Raw genomic sequence first — 13,469 nt, forward strand, 5'->3', positions numbered from 1 at the left:
TGTTAAGGCTTAGTTTACGCTGAAGTCAGAAACAGGTCTTATGATGGCGCAGTTTTTACGGAGATTTTTATGAAAAGTGCATATTTTTCAGTTCTGGCTCTAATGACAGCCGGGTGTTCGGGACTGGGTATCGGATCCGAGGAGTACGGCTGCCGCGGACTTCCGGAGGGTACACAGTGCCACAGCGCCCGGGAGGTTTACCGGAGTCAGGGAAATTTTTTTGGGGGCCGGGAATCCCCGGGGGCGGGAAGCATCCCGGCAGCCGCAGAGGCTGTCCCTGAATCCGGATCTGTCCGGCCGGCGGAGATTTTCGGGAGACGGCTGTACCGCTATCCGGAGGATGTGGCAATTACCGTGGTAAACGGTTATACCGACAGAGACGGCACGGCGCATTCCACGTCCCTGCTGCTTAACAGTCTGGACAACGGCTACTGGTACCGGGGTGCGGATCCAAAGATCCCGGATTATGTTCTCAATGCAGATATTCCGGACGGAAGCTCCGGTCCGGAAGTGGCGGTTCCCTTCCGGGAAGAGACCGGAGCCGGAACAGCCCGGCGTTGATTGGTGTTTGTTTGGTTATGGAGGAATTTGTGATGAAGTCTTTTGCTAAGTGTAAGTGTCTAATGCAGGTTAACTGGCGGGTGATTGCCATGGCGGCGGGACTCTGCCTTGCGGAGAATGCTCTTGCCGGTACCGGAGGCGATGAGTTTGCCGATGTCTGGGATACTCTTAAGGAATGGATACAGGGAACTCTCGGCCGGGTTATCGCCGGCAGCATGATCCTGGTGGGAATTGTGGCCGGAGTGGCCAGACAGAGCATCAGTGCCTTTGCAGTGGGTATTGGCGGCGGTATCGGGATGTACAACACGCCTACAGTTATTGAAAGTGTGCTGAGCGCCTCTCTGGGAAGCCTGCAGGAAACCGAGGCTGCTTTCCTGAACGAACTCCTGGCGGCGGGCATGTAGGCAAATTCTCCGGGGCTGGAAGTCCCCGGAGGTTCCGGCGCTGTCAGTTCCTGACGCTTTCAGTTTCACCGGAGTGTCAGATCTTCTGCCACCTGGTGATCCTTCTGTCCTGTGCGGACACCACCAGGGCGATTTTCTCGGTGTTTTCGGATCCGTTTTCAGAAAAGGCGTTCCGGAGTTCGGTTCCGGTTTCGGAAAGGAGTGCTTCGGCATCCTCCCCGGGCCCGGCAAGCCGGAGTCTGATAACGGTACGGCAGTTTTTCCAGTTCTTAAGGTACTCGGCGGCAATATCCGGAGCACTGGCGGTTCCGGTATCCGCTCTTTCCGCGGCCAGTCCGGACAGGAGAAGAATGGTGAAGACGATGTCCCGGAGGTTCCGGCTGTTTTCGAAGGAATCCTGCCTGTCAAAGGCAAGGAGGGCGAGTCCGCGGTTCAGAGCGGCCACCAGGGCTTCCGGATAACCGCCAGTAAGACCTTCCCGGACTCCGGAGGCGATATCCCCGATATCCGCCTCCGATACCGGGGTCTCGCTGACCAGCGTGAAGTAGATCGCCAGCAGGGTTACGGTGGTGTTCAGATTCGGCGGAGTCAGAATCACTCTCCGGCGGCCCAGCTCGTTCTTGATGGTGCGCACGGACAGGTATCCGGTGTGGTAGAGAGCGCTGCCTGGCGGGGTACCGATGTAGCCGTAGTTTTCCTTAAGGGAGTAGGGGCCGCTCAGCACCTCCATAATATTGCTCAGGATATCCTCCGGGAGGCTGCGGAGCCAGTTTACGGCCAGGGAGGCGTACCGCCCGCCGCTTTCCGGCCAGTAGTTCCGGAATCCTGCTGCGGGGTTTGCCAGAAATCGCATGAGGGAGCGGGGGTTTATCACTTCTACCGGAGAGTCTATGGTCATGCGGTAGCCGCCGTAATACCGGTTAATGCTCCGGAGCAGCTGTTTCTGATCGCAGCCGAGAACCTGGGCGGCCCGGGAGAGTTCATTTCCCATGAACCCGGAAACATCATCGGGAGTAAAGCCCAGAAGAGCGGCGTTTTCAGAATCCAGAGTCAGGTTGATATAGCTGCTGAAAATGGCAAACATTTCGGAAAGCGGTACCGGCATTACCCCGGTTACCAGCAGGAATCTGAGATTTCCGATGGAGCTGTTTACGATGGTGAAGAATTCCGTGAGATAGAGGCTGAAGGCCTTGATCTGCTCCTCGGGAAGTCCGGGAAGACTCAGCGGGGCGTCATAGTTGTCAATAAGAAGCACCGTTTTTCTTTTGCTGTTCTCCAGAAGACTTCCCATAAGCTCGGGACCGCGGTGCGTCAGGGGGATATGGAGACTGTCGCCTTTTCTGGCATAGAGATCCGTGTCGCTCAGCCGGGCGGCCTCTTCAATAGCCGCGCAGACATGGGTGTCCAGACTTTTGACGCTTTCGTAGCTGCCGCCGAAGTCTATGGTGATTACGTTATATTCTCCGGTATCTCTCCAGTGTCCGGCGATTTTAAGACCTTCAAAGTATTCCGTGCCGTGGGCAAACAGCGAGGCCAGCGCAGACAGGAGCAGGGTTTTTCCGAAATTGGCCGGCCGGGTCAGAATAAAGGGGCCGTTGAACACCGCAATCTCAAAAATGTAGTCGGTTTTGTCCACATAGGTGCGGCCGGAGCGGCGCAGCTCCTCGAAATCGTTGCCGGTGCCGGGAAGAGCTCCGGTAATGGCTGTAGTCTCTGTCATGAATGCCTCTTTGCTGCAGTTAGCGGTTTCTGTCATCGTCCCCCGGCTATTATCCTGCCGTGACTTTCAGGAAAAAATGAACCGGATACCGAAAACGAAAGCGGCGGATGACAGATTATTTGAAATATGACAGATATCACGGTCCTGAGAGACAGGTAAGCACTATGAATAATGAAGCCCCCGGAAATGGGGGCCTGCTTTTGGGGAGAGACTGTACCGTAATCCCGGAGATCCGGCGCTCTCTTTAATATCAGACCGGCTGCGGCATTAATGACGCGGGCCGTGTCCGCCGCCATGGGAACGGGATCCGCCGGACGGCCCGGGCCTATAGGCCGGACCATGGGAAGATCCGTGTCCGCCACCTGGCCCTGGCTTGTAGGCCGGAGCATGAGAAGGGCCGGAGTGATGCCCTGTCGGACCGTAGTGGTGTCCCGGTCCTACCGGACGGGGACCCGGACCGCCATGGTGATGATGCGGCGGCGGAGGCGGGGCATGATGGTGATGCCGTGGCGGCGGAGGCGGGGCATGATGGTGATGCCGCGGCGGCGGAGGCGGGGCATGATGGTGATGCCGCGGCGGCGGAGGCGGCGGCGGCCGGTGATATCTCGGCGGCGGCGGGGGCGGCGCTATTACGTCAACCACGGTCACATTCGCCGGAGGTCCGACTACGGTTTCGGTGTAGCCGTAGTCATAGCCGTCATCAACGAGAATGCAGCCTGTCAGCATGGAAAGAGCTATTGCCATTCCAGTAACGGAAATTACTGATTTCAGCATAAATCCTCCTGTGTTGTCATTAAGTGCCGGTGTTCAGGTTTACCGGACTAAACATTCCAAAACAGCCCTGGAAGGTTCTGCCGCACATTATCGGGAAGACAGCGGCAGGGCAGGATCTCCGCAGGGAATATCCTCATAATCAGTGATGAGGCTTCATGTGGTGATCAGGTTTATGGTGATCCGGCTTATGATGGTCAGGACCATGGTGATCCGGCTTATGATGGTCAGGACCATGGTGATGCGGCGGAGGCGGCGGCCGGTGTCCATGGTGGTGCGGACCGTCATCGTAATAACCGTCATCTACCAGCACGCACCCGCTCATAAGAGCCAGGGAGGTCATGGCAATGACAGTGGCTTTAAGTAGTTTAATCATTATAATCCCTCGGATTCTGGAAAACGGCAGGACGGAGCTGCAATGATGCGTGCCGTTTCTGCCTGCTTCATTTTATAACATAATACCATGGTCTACACTTTCATTTATGTCAAAAGGTTACAGAACAGGGTAAAGTATGTCAGCCTGTATAAATAATGTGACAGCTCCGGCAGTTTCCGGGGAGGCGGAGTCTCTGCTTCCGGCCGGGGACGGATAAATCTCTGCTTCCGGCCGGCGATTCTTCCGGTGGTCCGGGTGCCGCAGGGGAAATGGGATATGCGTGAATGCCGGCTTCAAAACAGTTTTGAGAATACGGCGGCACCTCGGACAGAAATCCCTTGATTTTATTTGTACGGTGCAATACCTCATATAGTAGAATAACCGGTGTTCAGTCAATATTTCAGAGGATCGCGAACAGTATGGAATTTTCAAAGGTAATTCATGCGAGACACTCCAGCAGAAGCTTTTCCGAAAGACCGGTATCCAGAGAAATTCTGGAAGAGATTCTGCTGGAGGCTGGGGCTGCTCCTTCCTGGATCAATACTCAGGAATGGCGGGCATATGTGGCAACCGGCGCCGTGCTTGAAAAGATTCGCAGGGAGTTTGTAGAAAGAGCCGCCTCCGGCATTCAGGGGCAGTCAGACTTTCCGGTAACCAGAAGAACCTCCTGGTCTCCTCAGGCCCAGGCAAATATGTCCCGCCTGATGCAGCGCGCGGCTGATCTTAATGTCAGCAAGGAATGGGACGAATCCGAAAACGCTCTGTTCCACGCTCCGGCTGCGGTTTATCTGTCCCTTCCGAAGGATGCCAACAAGTGGGCTATTATGGATCTTGGCGGTTTTGAACAGACCCTGCTGCTCTCGGCTACCAACAAGGGTGTGGATTCCATTACTGCCTACAGCATGGTTAAGTACCCTGATGTCATCAGAAAGTATCTGAATATTCCGGATACCTATGCCGTGGCCATTGGCATCGCTCTTGGCTATGCATCGGAAAGCAAGATTAATACCTTCAGGTCGGAAAGAATGACCCTGAACCAGTTTGCGAAGTTTTCAGAATAGCACTCCTGGCGCCGGAGCTTTCCTGGATCATGGCGTTTTTGCCGGTGCATAGCAATAGAAACGGGGTTTTTGCGGAGATCCCGTTTTTTTGTTCCCGTCCTCAGGAGGGAATCCTCATTCGGGGCGGCGTTTCCCGGCCCCTGTGCCGAATTTTTTGTTGTTTTCAGGAGATTCATGATGACAGACAGCTTTAATGACAGGTTTCCTTATGGCTTTTGTGCTGACGTCTATCTTGCAAAGGCTCTGGAGAAGCTCCGGCTCACGCACCCCTGGGCCGAAGCCGGAATGTTTTCCCGGGACTTTTCCTATGCCGTAGAGGAGGAGAACGGCAGAATGGTGTTTGTCCGGTACTGCCGTGCCGGGAATAAGTCAGTGCGCGAAGTCCGGGATCTGGACTCCGCAGCGTTTATTGACTCCGTAATTTCTGACAATGTTTATGATGTGGAGCGGGCCAATCCCGTGAAGGAGGTATTTGATATTCCGCTGCCTCCGGGGATCAGTATCGGCAGCGACTGGGTTCTGGAAAAATATCAGTTTCGCACTCATGAGCTCGGCGGCTGTTCCTCCATGGTTCAGGCCGGAAACCGGGTTACCGGCGGAAACCGGGAGTTTTTTATTCCGCCCGAATTCTTCAGGGGCTCATTTGATGATTTTCTGGAACAGTATAACAGGATGGTTCCCGGAGCATTCGGTCTGGATCGGGATTATCTTAAAGGGGTTTCCGGCCTCGGGGAATTTCTCGGTTTTTCTTCCTGAACCCCGGGCCTCAGGGATATTGCAAATTCCGGATATGAAAAACCCCGGTTCATGAGGCCGGGGTTCCTGGGAGCGGTGCTTACCTGTTACTGCTTGTCTTCCAGAAGGAATCTGTAGCCGATACCGCCGAGAATGCCGCCGATAATCGGGAATACGATAAAGAACCATACCTGCTCGAGTGCCCATCTGTCGGCAAAGATGGCAGCGGCAATGCTGCGGGCCGGGTTTACCGAGGTGTTGGTTACCGGAATGGAAATCAGGTGGATCAGTGTGAGTCCGAGACCGATGGCAATCGGGGCGAAGCCGGCAGGAGCTCTTTTATCGGTGCTGCCGTGAATAATGAACAGGAACATGGCGGTGAGGATTACTTCGGTAACGGCACAGGCCAGGAAACTGTAGCCCTCGGGGGAATGCTCACCGTAGCCATTGGCCGCAAAGCCTCCCGGAACCTGACCGGACTTGCCGGTAAAGATAATGTAGAGCAGCGCTGCAGCAATGATGCCGCCCGCAATCTGGGACAGAATATACGGGATAAGATCCTTTCCCGGGAAACGGCCGCCGGCCCAGAGACCGAGAGAAACCGCCGGATTGAAGTGTCCGCCGCTTATATGTCCTACGGCATAGGCCATGGTGAGCACAGTAAGACCGAAGGCCAGTGATACGCCGACGTAGCCAACGCCGACATTCTGAAGGCCGCAGGCAAAAAGGGCGGTGCCGCAGCCGCCGAATACCAGCCAGAAGGTGCCGGCAATTTCAGCAAAACATTTTTTTAGCATTGTTTGTTGTCCTGATGAAGTTAATCCTAAGTAGATAAAGCCACTCCCGCGCGCGGATTTTAATGCAAACTCCGCAGGAATTCCACCGGGATCCCGGATCATCGGAAGTCCTCTCCAGGAGATTTAGCCGGGCAATCTGGGAAGCGGTACCGCCGCCGGCCTCCTTTCCTATAATTGCCGGATTTTTCAAAAAATAATTTGAAAAATGTGATCTGGGTTGTATAATTCCCGAACTTTTCAGGTAGTGTCCGACCATCTTTTCAGATGCCTTCCGGAGTTTCCGGTTCTGGGGATAGCGGATCCGTTATTTAATTTGCAGCCCCGGCGTAGCAACATATGAGCACCATCAGTACCAGGCGACGGATAGTCACCTTTAAAAATTCCCTGTTCCATTTCGGCAGTGCCGTGCGGGATTCCATGATTGCCGAGAAGTATTCCGGTTCCCGTTTTCTGAAGGATATTATTGCCGGTATTACGGTAGGCATTATTGCCATCCCCCTTTCCATGGCACTGGCCATTGCTACCGGGGTAAATCCGGAATACGGACTTTATACAGCCCTTGTGGCCGGCATCGTTATTGCTCTTACCGGCGGTTCCCGGTACAGCATTTCCGGGCCTACCGCAGCCTTTGTGGTCATCCTTTATCCGGTGACTCAGACCTATGGCATGGCGGGCCTCTGCATGGCCAGCATGCTGGCGGGGTGTTTTCTTCTTATTATGTCAGCAGGAAGACTGGGCAGGCTGATTCAGTTTATACCCATTGAAGTTACTCTCGGGTTTACCATGGGTATCGGCATTGTTATAGCGGTACTGCAGGTAAAGGATTTTCTGGGACTTAACGTGGTTATGCCCGAATCCTTCGTCGACAAGATTTTTGTGCTGGCTACCAATATCGGCAGTGCCAACTGGGGCGATGCTGTTGTCGGGGGCGTCACTCTGCTTACGCTGGTGCTCTGGGGAAAGTTTAGGATCAAATTTCCGGGGCATCTCCCGGCGGTGCTTCTGGGAACCCTCACTGCCTATCTTCTTACCAGATATGCAGGATCGGAGATTGCTACCATCGGCACCCGTTTTCACTATCTGAATCCGGATGGCAGCCAGGGGAACGGCATTCCTCCCTTTCTGCCGGAGTTTGTGCTGCCGTGGAATCTTCCCGGCCCTTCAGGAGCCCCTCTTAATTTTGATTTTGCCACTATTCAGGCACTCATTGTCGCTGCTTTTTCCATGGCGGTGCTGGGTGCTATTGAGTCCCTGCTCTGCGCTGTGGTGCTGGACGGCATGACCGGAACCCGTCATCATTCCAACGGCGAGCTTTTCGGACAGGGAGTGGGCAATGTCATTGCTCCGTTCCTGGGCGGTATTACCTCCACGGCAGCTATTGCCAGATCCGCTGCCAATGTCAAGGCCGGGGGGACCTCTCCTGTGGCTTCCGTGGTGCATTCTCTTCTGGTGCTGGTTTCGATCCTGTTCCTGGCTCCGTTTCTGAGCGAGCTGCCCCTTTCAGCCATGGCAGCGCTGCTTCTTCTGGTGGCCTATAACATGAGCGAGTGGCGCAAGGTGGTCAGTCTTTTCCGTACCGCCCAGCGTTCTGACGTTCTTATTATGGTGTGCTGTATTTTCTGTACCGTGGTGTTCGATATGGTGGTGGCCATCAGCTTCGGCATTATCATGGCCTCGGTGATCTTTATGAGAGACATGGCCCGCATGACCAAGGTGCATGATCTTTCACTGCACCGTCATGTGTCAGAACAGGTTGGCAGCCAGTACGAGGTGCTGGGGATTTCCGGGCCGCTTTTCTTTGCCTCTGCCGAGAGAACCTTCAGAAAGATCCGGCATGACTGTCTGAACCGTCAGAAGCTGATTCTGGACTTCACTGCCATGAATATGCTGGATGCGGGCGGGGATCACTGCCTGGATCAGTTCTGCAACGACATGAAGAAGCGGGGGGTGGATCTTATGATCTGCGGTGTGCAGTACCAGCCGATGCGCTGCATGGTGAAGTCCTCCTTCGCCGCCAAGCATCCCGAGGTGCGTTTTACCTCCACCCTGGAGGAAGCGCTGGAGCTGGCTTCCGCAACGATGAATGCAGCGGGCGGTACCGCCGCCGGGCGGCAGTAGTTCCGCTGTCCCGAGCTCTGGGCGGCTCTATAAACACCTTTCGTTTCAGTGTATAATTAGCTCACGGATATTCAGCTGCATTGCGGCCGGTGTCCGTGAGTTTGTCCGTCTCTGTCCGGATCTCCTTTTATCAACCTTTTGAACAGTTGTTATCATGCAGAAATTTAAAATTACCGGCGGCAATGCCCTGATCGGCGATGTCACCATTTCCGGAGCCAAGAACGCTGCTCTGCCGATTATTCTGGCCACCACTCTGACCGATGAGAAGGTGGTGCTTCGCAATGTTCCGAATCTCCGGGATACTGCCACGGCATTTAAGCTCCTGGAAATTCAGGGCAAGCAGGTGACAAAGCTGGACGAATCCTCCTATGAGATTACCGGCAGAGTTTCCAACTACACAGCACCCTACGAGCTGGTAAAGACCATGCGGGCCTCCATTCTGGCACTGGGGCCTCTGACTGCCAAAATGAATGCGGCTGATGTGTCGCTCCCCGGAGGCTGCGCTATCGGAGACCGGCCGGTAAATCTGCATATTCAGGGACTCCGGCAGATGGGCGCTAACATTCAGATTGAGGGCGGCTATATCAAATCCCGGGTGAGCGGCCATCTTTTGGGAGCATCCTTCTACTTTGACGTGGTTTCGGTTACCGGTACTGAAAATCTGGTTTCCGCGGCGACTCTGGCCAGCGGTACCACGGTTCTCAGAAATGCAGCCATGGAGCCTGAGGTGGTGGATCTGGTACGCTTTCTGAGAGTGCTGGGGGCCGATATTTCCGGAGAGGGAACCTCCGAGATCACCATTAACGGCGTAGAGGCCCTGCACGGCGGCGAGTATGCGGTGGAACCGGATCGCATTGAAACTGGAACCTTCCTGGTGGCGGCCGCTGTTACCCACGGGTGTGTTACCTGCCACAACACCGATCCCCGGCTTCTGGAGGCCGTGCTGGCAAAGCTGGAGGAGGCCGGGGCCGACATTGCCACCGGTCCTGACTGGATCCGTCTTGATATGAGGAACCGGGAGCTCAGACCGGTAAACATTACGACCGCTCCCTATCCGGCCTTCCCGACGGATATGCAGGCGCAGTTTACCACCCTGAACGCACTGGCCCGGGGCACCGGCATTGTCACTGAGAACATTTTCGAAAACCGCTTCATGCATGTTCCGGAACTGAACCGCATGGGAGCCAATATCGAGATCCAGGGCAACAATGCCATCTGCCGGGACTGCGACGGACTGTCCGGGGCTCAGGTAATGGCCACCGATCTCCGGGCCAGTGCCTCGCTGGTAATTGCCGGACTGGTGGCGCAGGGGGAAACCGTGGTGGATCGCATCTATCATATGGATCGCGGCTATGAGAATATCGAGAAGAAGTTCCGCGGCCTGGGCGGCATTATTGAAAGAATAAACGGCTAGGCCGGAAACAGTATGTTTTTCCGGAAAGAAAGTCCGGGCTGCGGTGCCCGGACAGCGGCGCCGGGGAAAAGGCGCGGGTTCGGATTTCAAAAGAGAGGTGTTCTAATTGTCCTTCAGTCTAAAGCCCTATAATACCTTCGGCCTTGATGTCAGGGCCAGAGACGGCATTGTGGTACGTGATTTTGCCATGTTTCCGGCGGCCTTTGACAAGATCAGAAAGAATGGTACCGGTTTTATTACCCTGGGGCACGGGTCAGATGTGCTTTTCAAGGGAGACTACGACGGTACTGTCATCGTGAACCGCCTTATGGGGGTGGAGTTCAACGAGGATGCGAATACCTACTACGTGAAGGCCCAGGCCGGCGAAACCTTCCATGATATTGTTGCCCTTACCATGAAAAAGGGGATCTACGGTCTGGAAAACCTGGCCATGATTCCGGGAACCGTGGGCGGAGCGCCGGTGCAGAATATCGGAGCATACGGGGTGTCGCTTTCGGACTTCTGCCGCTATGTGGAGGTGCTGGATCTGGTGACCGGCAAGGTGGATCGGATTATGGGAAGAGACTGCGGTTTCGGTTACCGTACTTCGGTGTTCCGTACCCCGGAGAACCAGGCCCGCTACATTATCACCGCCGTGGAGCTGGCGCTTCCCAAGGACTGGAAGCCGGAGACCTCCTACAATGCTCTCAGCAGCCAGAACCTGGAGACTCCCGAGGCCATTTATGATTTTGTCTGCAGCACCAGAAAAATCAAGCTGCCGGATCCGAAGGTGCTGGGAAATGCCGGGAGCTTTTTCCGGAATCCTGTGGTATCCCGGGAGACTCTGGCTCTTATTCAGAAGACCTTTGAAAACGTGCCTCACTATCCCGCTGAAAGCAATCCGGAGATGGTCAAGCTGGCTGCCGGCTGGCTTATTGATCAGGCTGGCTGCCGGGGGCTCAATCTGGGGACTGCCGGAACCTACAGAAACCAGGCTCTTGTGCTGGTCAACTATGGCGGAGCCACCCCGGACGATCTGGTAAATGCTGCAAAGCATGTTCAGACCCGGGTGGAGGATGCCTTCGGGGTGCATCTGGATCCCGAGGTGCGCATTTACGGAGAAAAGGGAGAATGCCAGTTGTAAAGACTCTGGAGCAGCGTTTTTCCGTTAATGAAAACCGCTTTCTCGAGATTTTGTCAGACGGGGTTTTTCATAGCGGTCAGGAGCTGGCAGATGATATCGGGGTAAGCCGCACCACGGTTTCCAATATTGCCCGGCATCTTAACGACTGCGGTCTTCCCGTGTTTCCGGTAAAGAGACGGGGCTATGCCCTGGAGTATGTTCCGGAACGGATCTCCGAGGATCGGGTGCGGGAGTTTCTTTCGGATTTCCCCGTTCCCTGTATGGAATCCTTTGACGTGGTGGATTCCACCAATCTTTATGTTCTCAGGCATCCGGAGCTTCCGGAATATTCTCTGATTTCGGCCGAATTTCAGAAGGGCGGCCGGGGCCGGGTAGGACGTCAGTATTTTAATCTTTATGCCAGTCAGGTAATGTTCTCCTGTGCCGTCAGGTTCCGGGAGCTTGCCGCCATGCAGGGGCTGAGCATTGCGGCCGGTGTTGCCGTGGCCCGGGGGCTGCGGCAACTCGGCTTTCATGATGCGGGTATCAAGTGGCCTAATGACATCTATCTTCAGGGAGCCAAGCTGTGCGGCATCCTTATTGAATCCACTGCCCGATCTGAAGGGGTCTTTGCCACAGTGGGTATTGGCGTCAATATCCGGAAGATATTTCTGGAGCGTATGGCGGAGAACGGCCTTCTGGATCAGCGTATCACCGCCCTGGAGCTTTCGCCGGATGCCACAGCGGAAAATCTTTCCCGGAACCGGATTCTGGCAGTGCTCTACCGTAATCTCCGGATCGTGCTTCAGGAGTTTGTCCGGGACGGTATTTCCGGAGTGCGCCAGGATTATGATACGCTGGATATTTTTCGGGGACAGGAGGTGGTCCTCAAAAACAGTGTGGAGGAGCTTAGCGGAATCTGTCAGGGGATTTCCTCCGGCGGGGCGCTCCTTCTGAAGACCGGTGAGGGACTGCGGCAGATTGCCGCCGGAGATATGTCTCTCAGACCCCGGAATGATGCTTTCTCCGGCGGCAGCGGAACCGGAACAGCACTGTGAGCGATTTTGCCGAACAGCTGACCGGTATGCAGGGCCGGCAGCATTCCGAAAATGATCAGGAATCCGATTTCTGCTGGAATCCGGAAGTACGGTCCTATCTTAATATTCATCCGGATCGGGAGGATGTGGCACGGCTGCGAAAAAGCCTTGAGGGGCCGCTCAGACGGGTGCCGCAGGATCTTTTTCAGGGAGATGCCCTGAAAATGAGTCAGAAGCTTCAGGCGCTATATGTTTCCATGCATTCCTTTAATGAAAAGATGGTGCGGGAGATTCTTACGAAGAAGGAGCGGCAAGAACAGAGAGAGTGTGCCTTCCGCATGATTGTTCAGGAAAACCAGGAGCAGTGAAGATGGCAGACAAAACCGCTGATACCCCTGAAATCAATGTAATTGTCGGCTGTGCCGGGGCCGGGAAGACCACGGCCAGAGTGGCTTTCCGGCTTGATGCCGGCCACTGGCCGTATCATCTGAATTTTGATGAATACCGGCATGCTCTGAAAGCCCAGTTCAAGGAGCCGCAGTATGCCGCAGCCCGTCTCTGCGCACTGCCCGCTGCGGTTTTTGACAGCCTGAACTGGACTACAAGATCCGTCATTATGGGGCTGGCCGAGGATCTGATTTCCCGCCGCCAGAGCTTCAGTCTTGAAACTACCGGCGATGACGGACTCTATCCTATAATCCGCAAGGCCAGAAACGCCGGCTATATGGTTTCCGGTGCCATTGTGCTTACCAAGGATCCCTATATTAATATCACCAGAATCAGAAACCGGGCCTTTAAATCCCGTCTCGGCCAGACCATCATTGACCAGAGTGTCTTTAATGAAAAGGAGATCCTGAATAACTACAGCAATATTATGGCCTCCATCTACAGAACCCTGGAGCTGTTTTCCACCTGTCTTATCGTGGACAATTCCGGCATCTCGCCCAGAAAGCTTCTCAGAAAGGAGACGAACGGGCAGTTTTTCTCCAACGATGTGCCGGTGAGTCTGGAACGGGCCCACAAGATAATTGCCGATCTGGATTATTTCAAGAACCGGAGCTCCGGCGGGGCTTCTTATGCCAAAACTCCTGAAGACCGCTAGGCTGTAGCCGGTTAGCCGCTTTCCCTCTGCACTTTACCCAGCGTTTTCTTCTGTGCATTCCCCGGATTTTTCTCCATTTTTCCCGGTGCCGCAGTCCTCAATAATCTGTATTAGATTCAAAGCTGTACCACAGGCATTTTTAAAATTTCATGGCATGAGAGTAATGGAGGAGGGCGGTAGCTGCTATTTTGTGTAAACACTGCTTTTGTTCCTGAAAAGCACCTTTTTCGTTCTCACTTCTGCCAGCAGTAATGGCGGTCGTTCATTTTTA

14 protein-coding genes are annotated in these 13,469 nt (G+C 54.7%); 10 read left to right on the forward strand and 4 right to left on the reverse strand.

Annotated elements, in window-relative coordinates:
- Positions 1 to 69: 69 nt before the first annotated feature.
- On the forward strand, positions 70 to 561 hold the full coding sequence (locus F557_RS0108850) for a hypothetical protein (RefSeq protein ID WP_019001871.1): 492 nt from the start codon (positions 70 to 72) through the stop codon (positions 559 to 561).
- Between the two features lie 32 nt (positions 562 to 593).
- Positions 594 to 965 carry a TraA family conjugative transfer protein gene (gene traA / locus F557_RS19415; RefSeq protein ID WP_425425328.1) on the forward strand — a complete coding sequence of 124 codons (372 nt, stop codon included), beginning with the start codon at positions 594 to 596 and terminating at the stop codon, positions 963 to 965.
- A gap of 76 nt (positions 966 to 1,041) precedes the next feature.
- Here the strand turns inward: traA and F557_RS0108860 are convergent, their stop codons facing one another.
- The 3 genes from F557_RS0108860 to F557_RS22265 all read right to left on the reverse strand — a co-directional run bounded on the left by F557_RS0108860 (position 1,042) and on the right by F557_RS22265 (position 3,832).
- On the reverse strand, positions 1,042 to 2,685 hold the full coding sequence (locus F557_RS0108860; RefSeq protein WP_169335182.1) for an AAA family ATPase: 1,644 nt from the start codon (positions 2,683 to 2,685) through the stop codon (positions 1,042 to 1,044).
- Between the two features lie 267 nt (positions 2,686 to 2,952).
- Complete coding sequence (locus F557_RS22260; protein WP_157617799.1) at positions 2,953 to 3,459, reverse strand: hypothetical protein; 507 nt, start codon at positions 3,457 to 3,459, stop codon at positions 2,953 to 2,955.
- Between the two features lie 139 nt (positions 3,460 to 3,598).
- Positions 3,599 to 3,832, reverse strand: coding sequence for a hypothetical protein (locus F557_RS22265; RefSeq protein WP_157617800.1), 234 nt, complete (start codon positions 3,830 to 3,832; stop codon positions 3,599 to 3,601).
- A gap of 419 nt (positions 3,833 to 4,251) precedes the next feature.
- Between F557_RS22265 and F557_RS0108890 the strand changes: the two genes are divergently transcribed.
- The gene (locus F557_RS0108890) at positions 4,252 to 4,893 is read left to right on the forward strand and encodes a nitroreductase (RefSeq protein ID WP_019001878.1); all 642 of its coding nucleotides are present in this window, start codon (positions 4,252 to 4,254) and stop codon (positions 4,891 to 4,893) included.
- A 177-nt stretch (positions 4,894 to 5,070) separates the two neighbouring features.
- Positions 5,071 to 5,649 carry a hypothetical protein gene (locus F557_RS0108900; protein ID WP_019001880.1) on the forward strand — a complete coding sequence of 193 codons (579 nt, stop codon included), beginning with the start codon at positions 5,071 to 5,073 and terminating at the stop codon, positions 5,647 to 5,649.
- An 86-nt stretch (positions 5,650 to 5,735) separates the two neighbouring features.
- Here F557_RS0108900 and aqpZ read toward each other — a convergent pair whose 3' ends face one another.
- A complete protein-coding gene (gene aqpZ / locus F557_RS0108905) occupies positions 5,736 to 6,425 on the reverse strand; it encodes an aquaporin Z (RefSeq protein ID WP_019001881.1) in 690 nt (229 codons plus the stop codon).
- Between the two features lie 336 nt (positions 6,426 to 6,761).
- Here aqpZ and dauA point away from each other — a divergent pair, with 336 nt between their 5' ends.
- The 6 genes from dauA (at position 6,762) to F557_RS0108940 (ending at position 13,198) form a co-directional block, all read left to right on the forward strand.
- Positions 6,762 to 8,543: a C4-dicarboxylic acid transporter DauA gene (gene dauA, locus F557_RS0108915; protein ID WP_019001883.1), complete on the forward strand. Its 1,782-nt coding sequence runs from the start codon at positions 6,762 to 6,764 to the stop codon at positions 8,541 to 8,543.
- A gap of 154 nt (positions 8,544 to 8,697) precedes the next feature.
- Complete coding sequence (murA, locus tag F557_RS0108920; protein WP_019001884.1) at positions 8,698 to 9,957, forward strand: UDP-N-acetylglucosamine 1-carboxyvinyltransferase; 1,260 nt, start codon at positions 8,698 to 8,700, stop codon at positions 9,955 to 9,957.
- A 106-nt stretch (positions 9,958 to 10,063) separates the two neighbouring features.
- Positions 10,064 to 11,080 (forward strand): UDP-N-acetylmuramate dehydrogenase, encoded by a 1,017-nt coding sequence (murB, locus tag F557_RS0108925; protein WP_019001885.1) that lies wholly within the window; start codon positions 10,064 to 10,066, stop codon positions 11,078 to 11,080.
- Complete coding sequence (locus tag F557_RS0108930) at positions 11,068 to 12,117, forward strand: biotin--[acetyl-CoA-carboxylase] ligase (protein WP_019001886.1); 1,050 nt, start codon at positions 11,068 to 11,070, stop codon at positions 12,115 to 12,117. Before murB ends, F557_RS0108930 begins: the two co-directional genes overlap by 13 nt.
- A complete protein-coding gene (locus F557_RS0108935; protein ID WP_019001887.1) occupies positions 12,114 to 12,464 on the forward strand; it encodes a hypothetical protein in 351 nt (116 codons plus the stop codon). Before F557_RS0108930 ends, F557_RS0108935 begins: the two co-directional genes overlap by 4 nt.
- A 2-nt stretch (positions 12,465 to 12,466) precedes the next feature.
- Positions 12,467 to 13,198 carry a zeta toxin family protein gene (locus F557_RS0108940; RefSeq protein ID WP_019001888.1) on the forward strand — a complete coding sequence of 244 codons (732 nt, stop codon included), beginning with the start codon at positions 12,467 to 12,469 and terminating at the stop codon, positions 13,196 to 13,198.
- Positions 13,199 to 13,469 lie beyond the last annotated feature (271 nt).

This window comes from Succinimonas amylolytica DSM 2873, assembly GCF_000378405.1.
Taxonomy (GTDB): Bacteria; Pseudomonadota; Gammaproteobacteria; order Enterobacterales; family Succinivibrionaceae; genus Succinimonas; species Succinimonas amylolytica.